General features: G+C 65.3%; 18 protein-coding genes and 2 tRNA genes. 10 read left to right on the plus strand and 10 right to left on the minus strand.

Translation table 11 applies throughout. The annotated features are described in order from the left end of the window. Entirely contained in the window at window positions 1–315 is a 315-nt protein-coding gene (locus DBZ32_RS19770) for an ArsR/SmtB family transcription factor (protein WP_119168986.1), read from the minus strand. A 110-nt stretch (window positions 316–425) separates the two neighbouring features. Between DBZ32_RS19770 and DBZ32_RS19775 the strand changes: the two genes are divergently transcribed. Both DBZ32_RS19775 and DBZ32_RS19780 read left to right on the plus strand, forming a co-directional pair. Continuing rightward, window positions 426–1,052, plus strand: coding sequence for a glutathione S-transferase family protein (locus DBZ32_RS19775; protein WP_119168987.1), 627 nt, complete (start codon window positions 426–428; stop codon window positions 1,050–1,052). Window positions 1,053–1,346: 294 nt separating this feature from the next. Further along, a complete protein-coding gene (locus DBZ32_RS19780) occupies window positions 1,347–3,254 on the plus strand; it encodes a putative bifunctional diguanylate cyclase/phosphodiesterase (protein WP_119168988.1) in 1,908 nt (635 codons plus the stop codon). 322 nt (window positions 3,255–3,576) lie between these two features. Here the strand turns inward: DBZ32_RS19780 and DBZ32_RS19785 are convergent, their stop codons facing one another. Beyond that, window positions 3,577–4,005 (minus strand): response regulator, encoded by a 429-nt coding sequence (locus tag DBZ32_RS19785; RefSeq protein ID WP_119168989.1) that lies wholly within the window; start codon window positions 4,003–4,005, stop codon window positions 3,577–3,579. A 94-nt stretch (window positions 4,006–4,099) separates the two neighbouring features. After that, window positions 4,100–6,049 (minus strand): sensor histidine kinase, encoded by a 1,950-nt coding sequence (locus tag DBZ32_RS19790; RefSeq protein WP_162906864.1) that lies wholly within the window; start codon window positions 6,047–6,049, stop codon window positions 4,100–4,102. A 125-nt stretch (window positions 6,050–6,174) separates the two neighbouring features. Here DBZ32_RS19790 and DBZ32_RS19795 point away from each other — a divergent pair, with 125 nt between their 5' ends. The 5 genes from DBZ32_RS19795 (at window position 6,175) to DBZ32_RS19815 (ending at window position 11,587) form a co-directional block, all read left to right on the plus strand. Then, window positions 6,175–7,632 carry an extracellular solute-binding protein gene (locus tag DBZ32_RS19795; RefSeq protein ID WP_208539335.1) on the plus strand — a complete coding sequence of 486 codons (1,458 nt, stop codon included), beginning with the start codon at window positions 6,175–6,177 and terminating at the stop codon, window positions 7,630–7,632. 126 nt (window positions 7,633–7,758) lie between these two features. Then, the gene (locus DBZ32_RS19800) at window positions 7,759–9,018 is read left to right on the plus strand and encodes a M24 family metallopeptidase (protein ID WP_208539336.1); all 1,260 of its coding nucleotides are present in this window, start codon (window positions 7,759–7,761) and stop codon (window positions 9,016–9,018) included. Between the two features lie 96 nt (window positions 9,019–9,114). After that, a complete protein-coding gene (locus DBZ32_RS19805) occupies window positions 9,115–9,765 on the plus strand; it encodes a phosphatase domain-containing protein (protein ID WP_119168991.1) in 651 nt (216 codons plus the stop codon). Between the two features lie 50 nt (window positions 9,766–9,815). Continuing rightward, window positions 9,816–10,724 (plus strand): DMT family transporter, encoded by a 909-nt coding sequence (locus tag DBZ32_RS19810; RefSeq protein ID WP_119168992.1) that lies wholly within the window; start codon window positions 9,816–9,818, stop codon window positions 10,722–10,724. A gap of 125 nt (window positions 10,725–10,849) precedes the next feature. After that, complete coding sequence (locus tag DBZ32_RS19815) at window positions 10,850–11,587, plus strand: pentapeptide repeat-containing protein (RefSeq protein ID WP_119168993.1); 738 nt, start codon at window positions 10,850–10,852, stop codon at window positions 11,585–11,587. 48 nt (window positions 11,588–11,635) lie between these two features. On the opposite strand, the gene DBZ32_RS19820 is transcribed toward DBZ32_RS19815, so the two are convergent. Then, window positions 11,636–12,115, minus strand: coding sequence for a hypothetical protein (locus tag DBZ32_RS19820; protein WP_119168994.1), 480 nt, complete (start codon window positions 12,113–12,115; stop codon window positions 11,636–11,638). A 198-nt stretch (window positions 12,116–12,313) separates the two neighbouring features. Here DBZ32_RS19820 and DBZ32_RS19825 point away from each other — a divergent pair, with 198 nt between their 5' ends. After that, the gene (locus DBZ32_RS19825) at window positions 12,314–13,564 is read left to right on the plus strand and encodes a Zn-dependent hydrolase (RefSeq protein WP_119168995.1); all 1,251 of its coding nucleotides are present in this window, start codon (window positions 12,314–12,316) and stop codon (window positions 13,562–13,564) included. A gap of 130 nt (window positions 13,565–13,694) precedes the next feature. Further along, on the plus strand, window positions 13,695–15,413 hold the full coding sequence (locus DBZ32_RS19830) for a methyl-accepting chemotaxis protein (protein ID WP_119168996.1): 1,719 nt from the start codon (window positions 13,695–13,697) through the stop codon (window positions 15,411–15,413). A 125-nt stretch (window positions 15,414–15,538) separates the two neighbouring features. Here the strand turns inward: DBZ32_RS19830 and DBZ32_RS19835 are convergent. The 4 genes from DBZ32_RS19835 to DBZ32_RS19850 form a co-directional block, all read right to left on the minus strand. After that, window positions 15,539–15,615 (minus strand) — tRNA-Ile (locus DBZ32_RS19835). 232 nt (window positions 15,616–15,847) lie between these two features. Further along, the gene (locus tag DBZ32_RS19840; protein WP_119168997.1) at window positions 15,848–17,206 is read right to left on the minus strand and encodes a TRAP transporter large permease; all 1,359 of its coding nucleotides are present in this window, start codon (window positions 17,204–17,206) and stop codon (window positions 15,848–15,850) included. A gap of 9 nt (window positions 17,207–17,215) precedes the next feature. Further along, window positions 17,216–17,872: a TRAP transporter small permease subunit gene (locus DBZ32_RS19845; RefSeq protein ID WP_162906865.1), complete on the minus strand. Its 657-nt coding sequence runs from the start codon at window positions 17,870–17,872 to the stop codon at window positions 17,216–17,218. A 423-nt stretch (window positions 17,873–18,295) separates the two neighbouring features. After that, entirely contained in the window at window positions 18,296–19,354 is a 1,059-nt protein-coding gene (locus DBZ32_RS19850; protein WP_119168999.1) for a TRAP transporter substrate-binding protein, read from the minus strand. Between the two features lie 545 nt (window positions 19,355–19,899). Between DBZ32_RS19850 and DBZ32_RS19855 the strand changes: the two genes are divergently transcribed. Beyond that, window positions 19,900–19,976 (plus strand) — tRNA-Pro (locus tag DBZ32_RS19855). Between the two features lie 337 nt (window positions 19,977–20,313). Here DBZ32_RS19855 and DBZ32_RS19860 read toward each other — a convergent pair. Together DBZ32_RS19860 and DBZ32_RS19865 are read right to left on the minus strand one after the other, a co-directional pair. After that, window positions 20,314–20,778 carry a hypothetical protein gene (locus tag DBZ32_RS19860; protein WP_162906866.1) on the minus strand — a complete coding sequence of 155 codons (465 nt, stop codon included), beginning with the start codon at window positions 20,776–20,778 and terminating at the stop codon, window positions 20,314–20,316. A gap of 172 nt (window positions 20,779–20,950) precedes the next feature. Further along, window positions 20,951–21,565: a LexA family protein gene (locus tag DBZ32_RS19865; protein ID WP_162906867.1), complete on the minus strand. Its 615-nt coding sequence runs from the start codon at window positions 21,563–21,565 to the stop codon at window positions 20,951–20,953. Between the last annotated feature and the right edge of the window lie 41 nt (window positions 21,566–21,606).

Genomic DNA, 21,606 nt, shown 5'->3' on the forward strand with positions numbered 1-21,606 from the left:
TCACGTCTCCTCATGCAGGTACCGGGCCAGGGCCTCGAACTGGCCGGTCCAGAAGGTGCGATAGTCGTCGAGCCAGTCCGACGCAGCCTTCATCGGTTCCGCCTCCAGCCGGCAGTAGCGGGTGCGGCCGCGTTTGCTGACCCTGACCAGACCGGCGTCGTCGAGAACACGGACATGTTTCGAGACAGCCGTGAGCGACATGTCGAAAGGTTCGGCCAAGTCCGACAAGGCCGTCTCTCCGGTCGCGAGGCGTGCGACGATGGCGCGCCGGGTCGTATCGCTGAGGGCGGCAAAGGTTCGATCGAGGTCGGGCACGGGTGCTCCTTCCAAAAGTGAACTATATGGTTGACTTAAAAGCGGCGATCAATTAATCAACCATATAGTTCACTAATAATCCAGAGCAGACGCTGAGGAGGCGACGGTCCATGAAGCTCTACGATGCAATGACCCCGAACAATCTGCGCGTCCACATCTTCCTTGCCGAGAAGGGCATCGAGGTTCCGAGACAGTGGGTCGATGTCCTGAAGGGCGGGACCCGGACGCCGGCCTTCCTGGCGATCAATTCCCTGGGCGAGCTGCCGGCGCTGGAACTCGACGACGGGCGTATCCTGACAGAGAGCGTCGCGATCTGCCGTTACTTCGAGGCACTGCATCCCGCGCCGAGATTGCTGGGCGAAGGTGCCTACGGCCAAGCCCGGGTCGAGATGTGGAACCGGCGCATGGAGTTGTACCCTTTCGCCGCGATCGGCGACGTCGCGCAGCACACCTTGGGCTTCTTCGCCGACAAGCTGGAGCAGAACCCGGACTATGCCGCCGCGCAGATGCGGCGGTTCGATAAGCTGTGGGCGTGGCTCGACAGCGAGCTGTCGGACGGACGGGCCTTCGTGGCTGGCGAGAGCTTCACCATTGCGGACATCACCGGCATGGCCGTGCTGTTCGTCTGCGACATCATGGAGAAGGCCCTGCCGAGCGACCTGGTCCACGCGAAGCGCTGGGAAGAGGCCATGCGGGCACGGCCGACCTTCGTGGAGCGGATGCGGATGGCCGCGTAGGGCGGAGGGCGCGTCGCGCGACCGGCGATTGGCCGGAGGCGGCCAGGATACGCGCCTCCGGCCACCGCGCGGCTCTGAAGCCAGGGATCCCGGCGAGTGGCGCGGCCCCCGAATTCTGTCAGTCAGCTTCGCGTCGCAGGCGTACAGAAGTAAATAACCTCTACTAAATCAAGAATTGATGTGTATGATTAGCTTTCGTTCGATCACAATTATTTCTGTTCATAAAAAATATACCATTGGAGAAATATTATTTGGTCCACTGTTTGAAACTTATTGTGTTCGGGAATGTAGTCGATGCTGTGGGCTTGGGACGTTCACGCCTCGCCGGAAGAACAGGGTGCGTTTTCGGCGCCCCGCATTCTGGTAATCGACGACGACGAGGTCGATCGCCTGCACAGCCGCCGCTTGCTGACCGAAATCTTCGGGTCGGAACTGCGGCTGGACGTCGCCACCACCTGGAACGAGGCTCTGCAGGCGGTCGCGGCCGATGTCCACGACATTTACCTCGTCGACTACTTTCTCGGCTCCGGCACAGGTCTCGAGATCGTCGAGTCCGCCCCTCAGACGGACCGGAACCGCATTTTTATCCTCCTGACCGGCCAAGAGAACCGCGATGTCGACCTGGCCGCGACACGGGTCGGTGTCGCGGACTTTCTGCTGAAGACGGATCTCGACGTGAAGCGGCTGGAACGCTCGCTTCGCTATGCCAACGAGTCCATGCGGCAGAAACGTCTGTTGATCGAACAGACGGACGAGCTTCGCAAGGCCAAGGCGGCCGTCGATAAGGAGATCCGGAAACAGCAGATCCTGACCCGGGAACTGACAGAGGCGCAGAGCCAGCTCACCGAAACGCTGTCCCGTGCCGAAACGAGCGAACAACGCTATCGCTGGCTGGCGCAGCACGACATGCTGACCCAGATTCCGAACCGGACACTCTTCAACGAAAGGCTGCGGGAGTGCCTGGAACAGACGTCGAGGACGCGGAAGGGCCTCGCTCTGCTTCTACTCGATCTCGACCGCTTCAAATGGGTCAATGACAGTCTGGGTCATCAAGCGGGCGACGAGCTGCTGGTCCAGGTGGCTCGGCGGCTCATCGAAACCGTCCGGGAAACGGATGTGGTCGCCCGGATCGGCGGCGACGAATTCGCGATCCTGGCAACCAACCTCGACGACGAGCAGTCCGCGGCTCTGGTCGCCGACAAGGTCATAGCCGCTCTATCTCAGCCCTTCGAGATCTTTGGGCACCACTTCGAAACCAGCGCCAGCATCGGCGTGGTCCTGGTCGCGGCGGACGACCGCAAGGACCCGAAAGTGGCGATCCAGGAGGTCGATTCGGCGCTCTATCGTGCGAAGGCATCGGGGCGCGGTTTGTTCCGTTTCTACGACGAGGTTCTGGACAAGGAAGTTCAACGGGCTCTTTTGATCAAACGCGAACTGCCTCTCGCGATCGCGGCCAACGACCTCACGCTGGCGTTTCAGCCCAAGGTGAGGCTGGCCGATGGGGCCGTCACGGGTCTGGAAGCGCTGATCCGCTGGACACATCCGGTCCATGGCCCGATCTCGCCCGCCGAGTTCATTCCGATGGCCGAATCGACCGGACAGATCATCCCGCTATCGGCCTGGATCCTCGACGAGGCTCTCGAGACAGTGACGAGCTGGAAGGGAACGGCACTCGAAGGGCTTCGGCTGGCGCTCAACCTCTCTGCCGTTCAGCTCAAGCAGGGGGGCCTGGTTGGCGGCGTTCAGGAGCGCCTTCGGTTCTTCGACCTGAGTCCCTCGATCCTGGAACTCGAGATTACCGAGACGGCCGCCTTGGAGAACCTCGAGCTTGCCACCTGTCAACTCAACCAGCTCCGTAGCCTGGGCGTTTCCATCGCGATCGACGACTTCGGAACCGGCTACTCGTCCCTGGCGCTGGCGACATCGCTGCCGGCCGACTGCCTCAAGATCGACCGGTCGTTCGTCGCCGGAATGCTGGAGAACCGCGCGGACGCGGCTGCTGTCGGCTCCACCGTGACTTTGGCCAAGAGTCTCGGTTTCGGCACCGTGGCCGAAGGTGTGGAGACCGAGGCGCAGCGCATCTATTTGAAAGATCACGGCTGCGACGAAGCTCAAGGTTACCTCTTCGCCAAGCCTCAGCCGAAGGATGAGATCCTTCGGTGGTACGAAGCGCGAAGAAGAAATCTGCTTTCAGTCGCCTGAGACGTGAATCGCTCTCTCACCTGATGGTGAGAGTAGGAGTCACGCCCGAGCTGGGATCGCCAGAGCGAGTCCACACTAGCGCGATCCTGTTCTAGACCAGATGGCGGCCGGTCGAACCGACTTTGCCGGTCCGGGAACCGCGTAGGATCCATGCTCTCGCGGGTTTGGAGCGCAAGCGCGGCCTCTAGAGCCTGTTGTGATTCTATGGACTCGCGTCGCGGTTCCGCCGATCCCAAGAAACAGACTCTCACACTTTGAATCCAGACTGGATTCAACGTCATCGCCGGACCCGATAGGTGGGTCCGACTGATCGCTATCCGGTCTAGGGCAGCTCTACCACGCGCCAGTAGTGATTGATCATGTCCATGGCCTCGACGAAGGTCTCCATGGCGTTTCTCTTGACGACATAGCCCGCCACGTTCCGCTCGTAGGCGGAGACACGGTCCCGGTCATGTTGAGACGTGGTCATGACGAAGACGATCGAGGTCTTCAGTTCCGGGTCCTGGCGGATGGCGTCCAGGAACTCGATCCCGTTCATTCTCGGCATATTGAGATCGAGCAGAATGATGAAGGGTCTCGGCAACCTCTCGAAGCCGTCTTCTCCCCGCAGGATGGAGAGGCCCTCCAGGCCGTTTCCGGCCACCACGACGGAATTCGAGATCTTGAGATCCTTGAAGGCGCGCTTGATGCAGAGCACGTCCACTTCGTCGTCTTCGATCATAAGAAAAGTGACATCCCGGCGAGCGTTCATAGCGCCAAGTCTCCCCTGAATAAAGACCGACCAGTTCGTGAGCTAGGCGGTTGCGAGCGCGATGCCGTCACCGCGGGTTTGAAGCCGGTCATCGTCATGCAGCCTTTTGGATCGCCTCGGCGCCGTGCCAGTGTTTCGGCCAAGTGAAGCGGAAAGCCGCCCCACGCGCGGTTCTGGGGTCGGATTCGATCTTGATGGTGCCGCCAGCCGACTCGACGATTTTTCGGACGATGGCCAAGCCCATACCGCTGCCCTCGACCTCGTCCCGGCTCCTCAGAGCCTGGAACATCGCGAAGACCTTCTCGTGAAATTCGACCGCGATCCCCGGACCGTCGTCCTGAACCAGGAATTCGTAGAAGGCACCCCGATCGGCGGAGGTGATCCGGATGCAGCCCTTTTCGGAATCGTGGTGCTTGACCGCGTTTCCAATCAGGTTCAGGAAAACCTGCTCCAGCGGGACGTGGGCGGTCAGCAAAAGCGGTAACGCCTGAGGTATCTCGAACCGGAAGTCGGCACGAGCCGCCGTCATCTTGAAAAGGTCGGGAAGCGCGGTGTTCAGATCGAGGAGCTGGATCTCCGTCTTCTCACGGCCTGCCCTCGAATACTGCAGGAGGTCGTCGAGCAGCTGTCCCATCCGCTTGATCCGCCCCTGAAGCAGGGTCAGATGCTGTTTCGTATCGTCCGACATAACCTCCGCGGCATCATCCTCGATCCAGGTCGCCAGGTTGGCGATGCCGCGTAGCGGCGCCTTGAGGTCGTGCGACGCGACGTAGGCGAACTGTTCCAGTTCCGCATTGGACCGCTGGAGTTCACCCGCATTAGCTTTGAAGACCTCGAGGGCTTCCGCCATGTCGCCCAATTCGTCTTGGCCCGAGACGTCGATGTCGACTTCGAGATTCCCTTGAGCGAGATCGCGCGTGATGTCGGCGAGCCGGACCAGCCGCTCAACCACGTCCTTGAGCACGAAACGCCAACTGACATAGATCGCCGCGACCAGTGCCGTGGCGGCGATGATCGCGAGAATGATCCGCCCGAAGGCCACGGCCTCGCGCGCCTCCTTCGACGATGCGTCGATCAGCGTCGAGACCTTGGAGACCAGTAGGCTGGCGTCGCCTTGGAGCACTTCCGCGTGCGCGAAGTTATCCGCACTGAGCTGCGACAGTTGCCGGCGGATTTCGATCAGCTCCGATTGAAGCGCGAAGAGATTGTCTGGGCCATATGCCCTTACCAGCAGTCTCTGCAGAGACTGCGCGACCAGCGCACGCAAGTTGGGGTCTTTCAGTGCGACGGTGGATCGTGTCAAACCGCGAAGGTCGATCCCGAGCTTGCTCTGGATCGCCGCGATCTTCGCCGCGTCACTGCTTAGCACCAGCTCGTTGACATATCTTACCAGGTTGTCGGAGAGAAAGCGCATCTCGGTCAAACGCTCGACCAGGTAGTAGTCTTTGTCGACCAGCTCTGCGAAAACCTCTCTCGTCTCCGGAGCCACGGAGGTCGAGGTCGACAGGACTCGGCGGAGATCGTCGGTCTTGGTCAGCAAGGTGGCCGAGACCTCCACGATCCGGGGTTTCACCGCCTCGATCATCCGCTCGGCATCCAACTTGGATTGCTCGGCTGCCTGGGTCAGTTGCACCCTAAGGCGATTGCGTTCGGCGACCAGTTCGACTTGACGCTGCAGATTGACGAAGACCCTGTCGAACTCCTCTTCGACCCTATTCAGCAGTTCGTCGGCCCCGCCGCTGCCGCGAATCTGCGCGAGGGTGGCTCGGAATTCCGTGTTGGCCGACTCGATACGCGCGGCCGCCCGTTGAAGGCGATAGCTGTCTTCCGCAGCGATCAAGGTCGGCGTCGCCGCGACGACCAGCAAGACCTGCGAAACCAGACGTTCCGTACCGAGAGCAGCCGGAAGTGCGCGGTCCAGTACTTCGTTCTGCGCACGCTCGATCACCTGGTAGCTGACGATACCCACGACGGCGGCGAGAAGCGAGAAGAGCGAGATGCCGAGGAAAGCGTTCCGCAGCTTGTACGCGATCCCACCTTTCAAGACAGCTCGATGTCTGGTGGTGGCTCCAGGTGGAGAAGGCATCTAAACGCTTTCGTAAGAGGGAATAACGTAGAAAGTATCTCAAATTTGGTTAGCATTTTGTGAAGTGCATTGGAGACTCGCCGATGAAGCGCCGGACGTTCTGCCTCGGCATGGGTTTGACGATGGGGTCGCTTTGCGTCCCTCCGGCTGTCCCCGCGACCGCCGCAGCGCGCGGCGGAGCAGCGCTGGACAACCTTCACGAGACAGTCGCGCGCGCCGCACGAGACCTGGCGGCGAACCGGAGTCTCCGTCTGGCCGTTCTCATCCCGCAGGGCAGTCTCGCAAACGTCGCCCCGGTGGCCGAGGCTTTCGGCGCCGCGACCGGGATCGCCGTCGATTTGAAGGAGGAGCCGGTCGATACGATCAGCGCACGGATGGTCGTCGACACGATGTCGGGCGGTGGGACTTGCGATCTGGCGCTGCCCGCGACCTTCAATCTTCCCGATCTCGTGGAAGCCGGCGCGGTCGTCAATCTCGACGCGTTCGCCGCGAAGTACGAGCCGGCCGGCTTTCGGACCAGCGCGCTCTTCTCCCTCGGCGATCAATACAAGGGCAACCTCTACGGCTACCAGACCGACGGCGACGCCTACCTCATGTTCTACCATCGCGACTGGCTGGAAGACCCGGACGAGCGGAAGCGCTTCGCCGACCGGCATGGCTACGAGCTGAAGGTTCCGGAGACCTGGGAAGAACTCGATACCGCGATGGCCTTCTTCCATCGACCGGAGGAGCAGCGCTACGGCGGTGCCCTGTTCAGGGCGGCGAACTACATCGCCTGGGAATTCTGGATCCGCTTCCATGCGAAGGGCTTCTGGCCCTTCGACGAGGATCTCGAGCCGCAGATCGACAACGCGGCCGGTGTGGCGGCGCTCGAGGAATTGCTGGCCGCCTCGCGCAGCCTCGCTCCCTCCGTGCGGACCGATACCTTCGATGCGAACTTCAGGACCTTCGAGCGGGGCAATATCTTCTGCAACATAGGCTGGGGCGGGACCCAGAAGCATCTCAACCGTCCTGACTCGAGAATGAGAGGACGGCTGGCGTTCGGCCCGACGCCCGGCGGTTACGTCGACGGCCGTCTCCTGACCGTGCCCTACTTCAACTGGGGTTGGAACTACACGGTCTCCAGCGGGTCGCAGACTCCGGAGATCGCCTACCTCTTCGCGCTCTATGCCAGCAGCCCCGAGATGTCCACGCGTGCCGTGCGCGAACCGGCTGGATATTTCGACCCCTTCCGCTCTGAGCACTACAGGGATCCGCAGATCGTCGAAGCCTATTCATCGGAGTTCCTGTTCGTCCATCGCAGAAGCATGGCGCGCAGTATTCCGGACCTCTATCTGAAGGGGCAGGGCGAATACTTCGATGCCCTGCGGGAGAATCTCATAAAGGCGGACAGCGGCCTGATCGACGCCCAGGAGGCCCTCACGCGGACGGCGATGCAATGGCGGCAGACGACCCGCCGCAACGGCCGTCAAAGCCAGATCGAGCAGTGGACCTTCCTACGGTCGCGCTACCCCCAGGATGTCCGCGCACTGCTCCGCTAGCCGACAGGCCGAGCTGGCCAGGAAGTCCGGGCAGTTGTTCAGAAGCGACCGAGGGCGTCGAATCCCGGCCGGCAAGCTGGGACAGGACCTGCCAACCTGTCGGTGAGTGCATAGAGGAGCTGCCGTATGTCTCCAGCCAGCGACCCCAATGCCCGATCCCTTGTCCAGGCCGGCTTTTCATCGGATCCTCCGGTGTCGAATCCCGTCGCGCTGCGCGCTTATCGCCTGGCGCGGCTGCGGGCCGAACTGAGGGCTCGGGACTACGCCGGACTGCTGGTCACCGACCCGATCAACATCCGCTACGCGACCGGTACGAGCAACATGCAGGTCTGGGCGCTGCACAACGCGGTGCGTTACGCCTTCGTGCCGACCGAGGGGCCGGTGGTGCTGTTCGACTTTCACGGGGGACTGCATCTCTCGGCCGGGATCGAGACGGTCGCGGAGGTGCGCCCGGCTTTGAGCTGGTTCTACTTCATCGCCGGCGCGCAGGCGCCGGAGCGGGCGGCGCTCTGGGCGCGGGAGATCGCCGATCTGCTGCGCGCCGAGGGCGGCGGCAACCGGCGGCTTGCGGTCGACAAGTGCGAGCCCCTGGGCGTCGACGCCCTGCGCCGCGAAGGGGTCGAGATCCGCGATGGGCAGGAGGTCTGCGAGCGGGCGCGCGCGATCAAGTCGCCGGACGAGGTGATCGCCATGCGCCGCTCGGTGGCGGTAGCGGAGGAAGGCATGGCCAAGATGCAGGCCGTCCTGACGCCGGGCATGACGGAGAACGAACTCTGGTCGCATCTGCATCAGGTCAATATCGCGCGTGGCGGCGAGTGGATCGAGACCCGGCTGCTGGCCTCCGGCCGGCGCAGCAACCCCTGGTTCCAGGAATGCTCCGACAAGCCCATCGCCGCCGGCGAGCTGGTCAGCTTCGACACCGACTTGATCGGCCCGGACGGGCTCTGCGCCGATATCTCGCGCAGCTTTCTCTGCGGCCAGGTCACGGCGACGGTGGAGCAGAAGCGGCTCTACGGCCTGGCGCGCGAGCAGATCGAGGCCAACATCGCCTTGCTGCGGCCCGGCTTGCGCTTCGCCGAGCTGGCCGAGCGATCCTGGCGGTTGCCGGAAACCTGCCGGCCCAACCGCTATTCCGTGATCGCCCATGGCGTCGGTCTCTGCGACGAGTACCCCCACTGCGGCTACGTCGAGGACAACGACCGGGGCGGCGGCTACGACGGCGTCTTCTCGGCCGGCATGACGATCTGCATGGAAAGCTATATCGGCGAAGAGGGCGGTGACGAGGGGGTCAAGCTGGAAGAGCAACTGCTGATCACCGAGACGGGCGTCGAGCGCCTCTCGCGTTTTCCCTACGAGGAGGTCTTGATGCCGAGCCGCTGGCTTTAGGGTTAGTCCGCCGCCCGACTTGAATCTCGCCTTGGAAATTCCGGTGTAAAACAGGGACTTGCCTTCGCGGGCCGCTTGGCGTCTTTTCGCGCCGGTATGAACGACCGACCCTCCAGCCCCTCCGAGTCTTCCCCGCGCACGGCATGGCTGCGCCGGCTTGGCGGCTGGACCGTCGCGCGTCTGTCCAACCTGCATTGGGTCGATGAACGGCTGGCGCGCTCGGCCCAGCTCTACGGCCGCCATACGGCGCTGATCCTGGAGCTCTACGGCTTCCGCACGGTGATAAATCTGCGCGGCGAGAACCCGGAGGCCGGCTGGTACAGCGCCGAGGCCGAAGCCTGCCGGGCCCTCGGCGTGGTCTTTCTCGACGTGCCGATCAACTCGCGCCGAATTCCCAGGCGCGCCGAGCTTCAAGCCCTGCTGCAGGCCTTCGACGCGCTGGAGGCGCCGGCGCTGATCAAGTGCGCGGGCGGTGCCGACCGCACCGGTCTGGCCTGCTTCCTCTACCTGATCGACCGCGAGGGGCCGGAGCGCTTCGCGGCGGCCCAACGGCACCTGACGGCCTGGCCCTACCTGCATATCCCCAAGCTGCAGCAACGCTGGCTAAGACTGTTCCTGGTCTACTGGCAAAGCCATCGCGGCCCCGAGATGCCGCTACGCCGCTGGCTGGACGAGATCTACGACCCGCAGGACTTCGCGGACTGGCTGAACGCACAGGGCAAGCGCGGGACCTATCGGAATGTGTAGGGAAGGTCGTTCGAGATGGACCTCCGCCCGGCCGAGGACAGGCTGAGGCCATGGAGGCCTGGATCTTCTGGACCCTGGGCGGGGCCTTCTTCCAAAACCTGCGCTCGGCGCTGCAGAAGCGGCTGAAGGACGACCTGGGCACCCAGGGCTCCGCCTTCGCGCGCTTCGTCTACGCCTTTCCCCTGGCCTTGGTCTATCTGCTGGCGACGGCCGAGGTGGGGGGCGTCGCCCTGCCGGCAATTCACGGGACCTTTCTGGCCTACGCCGTCCTGGGCGCCGCCGCGCAGATCTTCGCCACCGTCTGTCTGATCGAAGCCTTCGGCCATCGCAACTTCGCGGTGGCTACGGCTTATTCCAAGACGGACACGGTGCAGGCGGCCGTCTTCGGACTGATCCTGCTCGGCGACGCGCTGAGCCCCCTGGCGGGACTGGGGATCGTCATCTCGCTGGCCGGCGTTATCGCCATCTCCCTGAAGCGCCAGCAGGCGGGCTGGGGTCAGCTGCTCACCGGCTGGCTGCAGCCGGCGGCGCGGCTGGGCATCGCCTCGGGCGCCGGCTTCGCGCTCTCGTCGGTCTGCTACCGCGCGGCAAGCCTGTCGCTGGAGCCGGTCGGCGCTCCGGTACAGGCGGCCACGACCCTGGCCTGGGTGCTGGGGCTGCAGACGCTGGCCATGGGCGCCTGGCTGGCCTGGCGCCGGCCGGCGCAGCTCCGGGCCGTCTTCGCGAGTTGGCGGGTCTCGGCCTGGGTGGGGGCGGCGGGCATGGCCGCCTCGGTCGGCTGGTTCACCGCCATGACCCTAGAGAACGCCGCTCACGTGCGCGCGTTGGGGCAGGTCGAGCTGGTCTTCAGCCTGGCCGCGTCTTGTCTGTTCTTCAAGGAACGCTCGACAGCCGTCGAGCTGCTGGGCATCGCCGCCGTAGTCGGTGGAATCGTCATTCTGCTGCTGGGAACAGGGTGATCGGGGACGCGGGTGTGACGAGGGACACAGTGAAGGCCCTTCCATGACCGCCGATGCGTTTCGCACCATATTGATGAAGCAGACGTCATAAGACTAAAGGCCGAAGTCCGGCCAAGGGAGCCAGGATGCGACCTCTGACCATCGGATTCATCGTTGCCGTTGCCGTGGCCGCCGGTATCGCGCTGGCGGTGCAGGAGTGGAGCCCCGGCAGCGGCTGCTCCAGAGAGCCCGCGCCGGGCGTGGATTGGAGCGGCTGCAACCGCCAGGCCCTCGACCTGAGGAACGAAGGCCTGGGCGGGATGATCTTCGCCGAGGCGGATATCGCCCGCTCCGCCTTGGCGGGTGCCGATCTGCGCGCGGCCGACTTCACCCGCGCGCGGGTGGACCGCGTCGTCTTCGACGGCGCGGACCTGCGCGAAGCCCTGTTCGACCGGGCCGAGGGACCGCGGGCCAGCTTCCGAAACGCCGATCTCTCCGGGGCCAATCTCGGCAAGGCGATCTTGCCGCGCGGCGACTTCGCCGGCGCCGTTCTGGCGCGTGCCCAGCTTGCCAAGGCGGATCTGCAGCGCAGCGATCTGCAGCAGGCGAACCTGGAAGGCGCCGATCTGAGCGAGACGATGCTGGCGCGCGCGGATCTGCGAGACGCGCGACTGGCGGGGACCGTCCTGGCCCGCGCCTACCTGATGATGGCAGACCTGCGCGGCCTCGACCTCTCCGCCGCCGAGGGGCTGACGACGACGCAGCTCGCCGAGGCCTGCGGCGATGCCGAGACCCGGCTGCCGGCCGGTGTCGAACGGCCGGATACCTGGCCCTGCCCCGCCCTGGAGCCGGCGACCGCCGGATCCAGGGAGGGCGAGGACTGAAAGGCCGCCCGGCCCCGGGGATCACACATCTGGCCGGGGATCGGACATCTAGAAGGTGAAGAGCTTGAAGGCCGGGTCGGTCATCTTGGCGGCGACCATCGGCGGCTTGGCGACGCCGACGCCCGGCATCAGCGCGTCTGCCTCGAGCGTGCGGTTCGGCAGATAGATGGCGCAGACCTCCACCGTCGCGCCTTTGGCCATCAGCCCCTCCAGCAGGCTGCGGACCGTCATCCCCGTCGGGGTGACGGTCTCGGTCGCCGCTTCCGGCGCCGTGCCGAGGGCGATGTCGCCGGCCGGACCGCAGAGCAGGAGGTCGACCCGACCGCCCTTGCCGGCGACCTGGTTGGACAGCACCAGGGCCATGGCCTGGGTCTCGCTGTCGGCCGCCGTCAGCACGGTCAGAAGCGCCGCCGGCTCGCTGGCACGGGCGCTCTCGGGCAACGGGATCGCCAGGACGACAAGCAGGCTGGCCAGAAGGGCCGCGGCGGAGGCGGCGGCCATTCGGCGGCGGGGGATCGCAAAGCGCATCGTGTCAATCTCCTAAGGTGCGGGGTGGGGTGGGTGAGCCGCAGGTCGCGCGAGGCTGACGGTCCGGCGGCGGGGCCACGTTGATCGAGATCAATTATATTCAAAATGTCGCATGTGTTAGGGTGCTGGCCGCGCTAAGCCGGCTCCGGCAAACTGCCGCTGCGTCATGAATTCTTCTTTATCTGGAGGCTGTTCCCCGTGTCCGTCGCTTCGCGTACCAACCTCTCCGTCAACGGCCCGCGCTTCTGGGAGACCATCGAGACATCGGCCGGGATCGGCACCGGGCCTGAGGGCGGGCTGCGCCGTTTGGCGCTGGGCGATGCCGACCGGGCGATGCGCGACCGCTTCGCCGCCTGGTGCGGGGCGGCCGGCTACGGCGTCACGGTCGACCGGCTGGGCAACCTCTTCGCCCGCCGGGCCGGGGCGGACGATAGCCTGCCGCCGGTGGTGATCGGCAGCCACCTGGACACCCAGGCGGCCGGCGGGCGCTTCGACGGAATCGTCGGGGTGCTAGGCGGGCTGGAGGTGCTGCGCAGCCTGGACGATCTGGAGATGGAAACGCGCCGTCCGGTCGAGGTGGTCAACTGGACCAATGAGGAGGGCGCGCGCTTCACGCCGCCGATGCTGTCCTCCGCCGTCTTCGCCGGTCTGCGAGATCTGGATTGGGCGCTGGCGCGGGAAGACGACACCGGCGTCACCGTCGGTGCCGAGCTGGAGCGGATCGGCTATGCCGGCCCGGCGCCGGTCGGCGGGCGCGCGCTGGACAGCTACTTCGAGATCCATATCGAGCAGGGGCCGCGGCTGGAGGCCGAGGGCTTCCAGGTCGGGCTGGTCACCGGCGCCTACGTGGCACGCGGCATGATCCTGAAGATCGACGGCGAGAACGCCCATTCCGGCCCGACCGCCATGAACCTGCGCCAGAACGCGATCGTGGGCGCGGCCATGCTGGCGGTGGCGGTCAACGAGGTCGGCTGGCGCTATTCCTGGTGCGACGGTAAATCTACCGTGGCGCGTCTGGAGGCCTGGCCGAACAAGCCGGGCATCCTGTCCGACGAGGCCAAGCTGTTCGTCGACTTCCGCAGCCCCGACGCCGAGACCACGGCCAAGATGGAGGCGGAAATCCGGGCGGCCCTGCCCGACGCCGCGCGGCGCAGCCAGTGCCGCATCGAGGTGGCGGAGGACTGGACCTTCGGCGACCTGGCTTTCGACTCCGGGCTGCTGGACCTGGTCCGCAGCACCGCCGGACGCCTCGAGGTCCCGCTGCTGGAACTGCCGAGCCAAGCGGGCCACGACGCCTACAATCTGTCCAAGCTCTGTCCGACGGTGTTGATCTTCACGCCCTGCGCGGGCGGTATTACGCACAACGAAAAGGAAGACACCACGCTGGAAGATCAACTTCCCGGCTTGAACGTTCTGCTCAATGCCGTGGTCGAACGGGCGATGCTCTAGGCCCGTTCGCGAGGCGACGAATTCTCGTCACGACGGCGTGAACTCTACCGTGGTTAAGCATTCTGCAAGGGGTTGCGTGGTCATCTCTTGACGCAGTCGACTTCGATTCAACGGCTCCGGAGATACGCCGATGACCTTCAACCCCTTCGCGCGTCTGCGCCTGACCGCGCGAACCACACTGCTGACCATCGGCCTGATCGCTGTCTCGATCGCGGCGGTCAGTGCCGTCACGGTCTTGCAACTCAACCGCGAGATCGAGCGCCAGGTCATCGACCGACAAGCCGCCAGCCTGCGCATCGCCGCGATGATCATGGCGCAGAACTACAGCTCCTTCGAGGCGGAGTACGACGCGGCCGGCGACGTCGCCAAGCTGACCATGGGCGAGATCCCCGAGTTCCTGCACCATCTGGTGATCGACCAGATCGGCCAGATGACCGGCGAGACGGCAACGCTCTTCGCCTTGCAGCCCGAGGACGGCGATTTCTGGCGGCGCACCACCAACATCATCAAGCCGGACGGCCAGCGTGCCATCGGGACGCCGCTGGGTAAGACCGGCGCGGTTCATGCCGCCATCTCGCGCGGCGAGACCTTCATGGGCGAGGCGCACATCCTGGGCCAGGATTACTACACCATCTACAAGCCGGTCTTCGCTCCCGACAATCAGGTCATCGGCATCCTCTATGCCGGCGTGCTGAAGGCGGACGTCGTCGCGGTTCTGAACAAGATGACGCTGGGCCTGGCCGGCTCCGCCGCCGTGCTGCTGCTGCTCTCGGCCGCCGCGGCCTGGGGACTGTTCCGGATCATGCTGCGCCCGATCCCGACGCTGGCCGGCGTCATGCAGCGCATGTCGCAAAACCAGGCGGTCGCGGTTCCCTACCAGGACAAGCAGGACGAGCTGGGCGAGATGGCCCGCACGCTGGAGGTCTTCCGCGCTGGTTTGGAAGAGAACGAGCAGCTGCGTGCCGAGCAGTTGGAGGCGGAACGCCGCTCCGAAGAGGAAAAGCAGGCGGCCCTGCAGGGCCTGGCCGAGCAGTTCGAGGCCGACGTCGGCCGCATCGTCGAGGCCGTGCGCCAGGGCAGTGCCGCGTTGAACCGCGAGGCGGGCAGCGTCTCGAGCCTGGTCGAGCAGACCGAGGGCACCTCGGCCCGCGTGGCCGGCTCGACGCAGGAAGCCTCCAACGCGGTCCAGTCGGTGGCCAGCGCCGCCGAGGAGCTGTCCTCCACCATTGCCGAGGTGACGCGTCAGGTGAACGAAGTCAACGATCTGACCTCGCAAGCCGGCCAGCAGGCGGCCGGAACCACCGAGACCGTCGGCGCCCTGAACGAGACGGCCGACAAGATCGGCGAGGTGGTCAGCCTGATCTCGGACATCGCCGAGCAGACCAACCTGCTGGCGCTGAACGCGACCATCGAGGCGGCGCGGGCCGGCGAGGCCGGCAAGGGCTTCGCGGTGGTGGCGAGCGAGGTGAAGAACCTGGCGACCCAGACGGCCAAGGCGACCGAGGACATCGGCCAGCGCATCTCCGAGATGCAGGGCATCTCTCAGGAGACGGTCCGCGCCATCGACGGCATCCGCCAGGCGATCGAGAACGTCACCGGCATCGCCACCACGGTCGCCGCGGCAGTGGAGGAGCAGAACGCCGCGACCTCCGAGATCGCCCGTAGCGCTCAGGAAGCCGCCGCCGGCGTCGGCGTCGCGGCCGAGGGCATCGAAGAGGTGAGCGAGGGCAACCGCAACGCCCGCGCCGTGGTCGGCCAGATCGCCGAGGCCAGCGGCCAGCTGGTGACCCACACCGACGACCTGGGTACCGCCGTCACCGGCTTCGTCGCAAAGGTGCGCGCGGCGTAACCCAAGGCTCTTAACTTCGATAAAGGCGTAAGACGGGGCGCGCCGGGCGATCAGAGCGATCGCCCGGCGCGTTGTCGTTTTGGGGGTGCGCTGCCGTTTCGGGACTGTGGGCTTGGCGGGGAAAGTGGTGGGCCCGGCAGGACTCGAACCTGCGACAACACCGTTATGAGCGGCGCGTTCTAACCAGCTGAACTACGGGCCCACGAGGCTCCGGCGAAGACCGCGAAGATACTGGCGCCGGGGCGAGGGTCAAGGGCCGGCCGGCGGCGGCCCTGCAGCCGTGCCTGCCCGGCGGCCCCTCTAGAGCCTGTTGTGATCGTATGGACTCGCTTCGCGGTTCCGCCGATCACAACAGGCTCTAACACTTTGAATCTAGACCAGATTTAATGTAATCGCCGGACCCAATAGGTGGGTCCGACTGATCACTATCTGGTCTAGAGTAGCGCTTGCGGCAGGTAGAGGGCGATCTCCGGGAAGGCCATGATCAGGGCGAGGCCGATCACCTGCAGGATCACGAAGGGAATGATGCCCTGATAGATCTGCTGGATCCGCACCCCGGCCGGGGCCACGCCCTTCATATAGAAGAGCGCGAATCCGAAGGGTGGCGTGAGGAAGGAGGTCTGCAGGTTGACCGCCATCAGGATCGCGAACCAGGGCACCACCAGCGTCGAGAGCGGGATGTGATCCCCGAAGTCGAGAAGCTGGATGATCGGCGCGAAGACCGGCAGGACGATCAGCGTGATCTCGAACCAGTCGAAGAAGAAGCCGAGGATGAAGACCACGGCCATCAGCGCGATCAGCACGCCCCAGGCGCCGACGCCGGAGCCCTGCACGATGTTCACGATCACCGTGTCGCCATGCAGCATCTTGAAGACGAAGGAGAAGCAGGTGGCGCCGACGAAGATGCCGAACAGCATCGCGCCGGTCAGGGCCGAGCGCTCGACCACGTCGCGGAAGGTGCGCCAGGTCAGCCGTCCGTTGAAGAAGGCCAGGACGGTGGCGCCGAGGGCGCCGACACCGGCGGCCTCGGTCGGCGTCGCCAGGCCGCCGAAGATCGAGCCGAGCACCAGCACGATCAGAGCGATCGGCGGCACGAAAGTGCGGACCACCATCAGCGCGAGCTCGATCGGACTTTCCGGGCCCACGTCGGCTGGCAGGGGCGGCGCGATGTCCGGCCGCACGGCGGCGATGCCCAGGATGTAGACCATGTAGAAGGAGGCCAGCATCAGGCCGGGGAAGACCGCGCCGACGAACAGCGTGCCGACCGGGATCGACAGCAGGTCGGCCATGATCACCAGCATGATGCTGGGCGGAATCAGGATTCCCAAGGTGCCGGAGGCGGCGATGGTTCCGGCGGCCAGGGGGATGTGGTAGTTCCGCTGCATCATGACCGGCAGCGCCATCAGGGTCATCAGCACCACCGAGGCGCCGATGATGCCGGTGGTGGCGGCCAGGATGGTGCCCATCAGGGTGACCGAGAGGGCGAGGCCGCCGGGCAGCCGCCGGGTCAGGACCTGCAGGGTATTGAGCAGATCCTCGGCGACGCCGGATTTCTCCAGCATCGTGCCCATGAAGATGAACATGGGGATCGCCACCAGCACCAGGTTTTCCATGGTACCGCCGTAGATCCGTAAGGGGATCAGGGTGAAGCGCGCGAAGGTGAAGACGTCGAACGTCCAGCCGATGAAGCCGAACAGCAGGCCGACGCCGGCCAGCACGAAGGCGACCGGGAAGCCGGTGAAGATGAACAGCGCCAGCGCGGCGAACATCAAAAGGGGAAGAGCCTCAATCATCGCCCCGACCTAACTCCCCTGACTTTGGCGCCTATGCTGGCGCTCGTATTCTTCCAGTTCTTCCTCGGCCTCGTGGACCAGTTCCTCGATATCGGAATGCTCGACGAAGGTCCCGGCCTCCTGCCGCAGCTCGGGCGGACCGAAGAGATAGATGAAGTTGCGCAGCGCCACCGAGAGGGCGGCGAGGCCCAGCACGACGAAGCCGAGCGGCAGCATGCCCTTGATGATCCAGCGCATGGGCAGGCCGGTCAGCGCCGAGGAGCGCTCGTTCAGCATGAAGGCGCGCTCGGCGAAGTCGAAACCGTAAGCCACGACGACGTAGCAGTAGGGCACCACGAAGACGATGGCGCCGAACAGCTCGAACCAGGCGCGCAGACGCGGGTTGATCTTCTCGCGCACCACCTCGACCCTGACGTGGGCATTCTTGATGTAGGCGTAGCCGAGGCAGAGCAGGAAAAGCACCGCGTGCAGGTGCCACTCCATCTCCTGCAGCTTGGTCGAGCCGATCTCGCGGAACATGAAGCTGTCGATCAGGTCGGGATAGAACTCGATCAATTTGCGCATGGTGATGTCGACGGCGATGATCAGCATCAGCGGTACCGCCAGCCAGGCGGCGATCCGCCCGATCCAGGTGACGATGCCGGCCAGCCCGTCGCTGAGTTTCATCAGGGCATACATGAGCGCGACCTAACCCTCCCCAAAAACGCCGATGACGCGGGTGCCGCCAAGCGGCAGCCGTGCGCCCTGCGTGTCGTCTCCCTTGCCGGGGTTGCATCCCCGGGCATTGCGCCCGACTGCCTTGCCCCCCGGACGGGGATGGGCAGTCGGCTTTAAGGCCCCCTTGCGAGGGGCCGGTGCCATCTCGGCCGTGCTGCCGGCCCGCGGGAGGGGCAGCACGGCGGAGGCGGCGAAGCCGGAAAAAGGTCTGTTCGACGCGCTCGGGTCGGAAGTTGCCGGCTCGGAAGCTGACGGGCCGAAAGCGGCGCGGCGGAGAGGCCGCCATTCGGGCGGCGCTCCAGGAGGCCGGAGAGGACTGCCGCCCCGTCCGAAGCCGCCTGGAGGTTGTGCCGTCAAAGGGACCGGCCTACCCTACTGCAGGTAGCCCAACTCGCCCCAGCGCTTGTAGTTCTCGCGGAAGGTCGAGAGCGACTCCCAGACGCGGGCGAAGTCCTCGTCGTTGGCGCTTTCTTCCTCGACCACCTGGTCCCAGGCCGCTTCGAGTTCGGCCAGGATCTCGGGCGACCAGCTGTGGATGGTCACGCCCTTTTCCTCCAGCTCGGCCAGGGCCGCGAACTGCAGGTACTCGCCCTCGGCGATGCCGTGGCGCACGGAGTCGCCGCAGACCGCCTCGATCTGGGCGCGCTGCGTGTCGGTCAGACCGTCCCACAGCGCCTTATTGATCATGAGGTCGAACATGGTCGACTGCTGGTGCCAGCCGGGGAAGTAGTAGTGCTTGGCGACCTGATAGAAACCGAGGTTCAGGTCGATCGCAGGCATGGAGAACTCGGTTGCGTCGATGGTGCCGAGCTCAAGGGCGGGGAAGATGTCGCCGCCGGCCAGCAGCTGGGTCGAGACGCCCATCTTCTCCATGACCTTCGCGCCCAGGCCGAAGAAGCGCATCTTCAGGCCGCGCAGGTCGTCGGCCGATTCGATCGGCTGACGGAACCAGCCCGAGGCCTCCGGCGCGATCACGCCGCAGATGACCGAGTGGATGCCGTAGCGGTTGTAGATTTCCTCGAACATCTCCTTGCCGCCACCGAAGTAGTACCAGGCTATGTACTCGCCGGAGCGCGGGCCGAAGGGCACGGCGCCGAACAGCGGCAGCGAGGGAACCTTACCGGCCCAGTAGCCGGGGGTCGACCAGCCGGCCTCGACCGCGCCGGTGGCGACGGCATCGAAGACCTCCAGCGCCGGCACGATGGCGCCCGGCTCCTGGAAGACGATGTTGATCTCGCCGTCGGAGACCTCGCGCAGCTTCTCCTCGATGCGCTTGCCGAGCGTGCCGAGCTGGGTGAGCGAGCCGGGGTATGTCGACTGCATGTTCCAATTGACCGTCTGGGCCTTGACCTCCGCCGTCGAGGCGAAGGCGCCCAGGCTGGCCGCCGCGGTCAGAGCGACCGCGGTCTGCGTGAGTGCGCGCACCTTCATGCTGGATTTCCTCCCTGTGATTGGCCTCCCCGCCCCGGGCTTATCCGGTGCGGCCCTTAACATTCGCTGTGCTTCGGAGGAGTCGCTGGCCTGCCCGCTTGTGCAGCCTGCCGAATTAGCCCCGGCTTTGCCGCTATCCCCCCGAAACGGCTTCGAACCCTAGCCAAGCTGCCCCCCGCCCACAAGCCGTAAGTCCGCAGTCGAGCGCAAGGACGGGCGGGAGGACCTCTGGAGGGACTGGGAGCCTCCGCATCCCACGCCCCGCGCGGCAGGTGTGCCGCCGTGGACCGAGGGAAGTAGGCGAAAGGCGCCTCTGCGGCGGATATCCGGGGTCGGGTATCCGGGGTCGGGTATCTGGGAAGGTCGTCCAGCCGGCAGCGCGCCGGGCATTGCACGGCAGGCGGGGCCGGGCTATATAGCGCCGCCCGAGCCGCGCGTCGGTCCGCAAGTCCTCTTTAAGGGACCGTCCTCATAAGGGACTGTCGTCATAAGAGGCTGTCTGTGGGCGCCGCCGGTCCGGTCGGGTCGCTCGGCGACCTCTTTGCCGGGGAGTAGCTCAGCCTGGTAGAGCACTACGTTCGGGACGTAGGGGCCGGAGGTTCGAATCCTCTCTCCCCGACCAGGTTAAAAGACAGAGGCGCCGCGGTTCAGACCGCGGCGCCTTTTTCGTTCGCAAAGGCCGTAGCGGGACCGCTGTTCCCCAAGCCTCCCAACGCATGCGGGCAAGTCGATGCGGGTGGCCGCCGAAGCGGGCGGGAAGGGGCCCGGCTCCGGCGGCCGTCGCGCGCTCGGCCGGGTGGGGATCGGCGGCGCAGCGACTCTCTGTCCATCGCAGCGACTCTCAACGTCTCTTGGGATGGATGTCGCTTTGCTTACGGCTTGTTCCTTGCAAGCCGCTTACGCGGCGGTGCGCGGTCGTCGTGCCCGGATCGCCAAAGCTTGCAGCTTCAGACTCGGGGTTAGACGCGGGGCGCCTTATCGATCAGTTCGGCCTCGTGGTGCAGCGCGCGGGCCTGGCGTTCGTGCCAGTCGATCGCGGCGCGTTGTTCGGCCGAGAGGAAACCGGGGCCGCATTCCAGGGTCATGGCTTCGCCGCGGTGGACCTGAGCACGCTCGTGCAGCAGCGCCACCTGGAGTGCGCGGTAGTCCGTGTTGAGCGCGGCGGCGATCTTTTCGGCCGTGCGCTTCTCGCCCTCGCAGACCTCGCCGGGGCGGCGCGCTACGCCGAGCGGATAGATCAGGCGGACCTCGATGGTTTCCAACAGCCGCCCGCGGGCGTCGCGCAGTAGCACCTCGTTGGGATTCTCGGGATCGACCCGGTAGAGATGCAAGCCGGCCGCAGCGGTCGTGCTTCCCGAGGATCTTTCATGATCCCTATCCCTGAGTCCGCCAGACGGGATCGTGGCTTCGGACGGCTGCGGCATGGCGGCTCCCCGGAGAGCGGAGGGGTGAGGCGCCGCTTCGGGCTTCACCGGTCCGCTGATGCGGCCGAGGGCCCGCCGCGCAGCCTCGCCAGCGTCGGTGCCGGCGAGGAGAAAACGATACGAGTTGTATCACAGAGAGTCAATACTATCTGTATCGATACGGTGAGATTTTTTAGATTTCCTTGATGACCTGGATGACGCGACCGATCACTTCGACCGTTTCGTCGGGGAAGATGGTCTCGTGCGGGTGGGTGCTGTCCGGCTCAAGCCGGGTCGGATTCGCGCGGTAGCGTTTGAAGGTGGCTTCGCCGCCGTTGGAGAGCCGGAAGACGTAGTAGCGGCCGTCGATCAGGTCGCGGTCGCCATAGTCCACGACGATGACGCTTTCCTCCGGCGCGATACGATCCATCGAGTTTCCATGCACGCGCAGCGCGAAGACCGTGCTTCGCATGTGGGATACGATCACAACGTCACCCGAGCCTGCCGGCATCGTATCCGACGCCGTCCACTGTCCGGCCTCTACCCAGGATATAATGGGTGCGTGGTGAATCTGCGTCTGTACCGGGCCAAGTTCCTTCGGGTTCGATTCGCCCGTCAGCAGCCAAAGATAGGGAACGTTGAGTTTCTTCGCGTAATCCCGGATCTGTTCCGGCCCCGGCGTGCGCTGGCCGTTCTCGTGATGACGGTAGGTTGCGTCCAGCATGCCCATGGCGCGCGCGAAGGCGGCGGCCGACGTATAACCGGCCGCCTCGCGAGCTTGGCGAAGGCGTTCTGCGACCTGAGACATGGCCAACATTGTGGCCGATACGATCTGCGATGTCCGATACA

Source organism: Algihabitans albus, assembly GCF_003572205.1.
In the GTDB taxonomy this organism is placed as follows: domain Bacteria; phylum Pseudomonadota; class Alphaproteobacteria; order Kiloniellales; family DSM-21159; genus Algihabitans; species Algihabitans albus.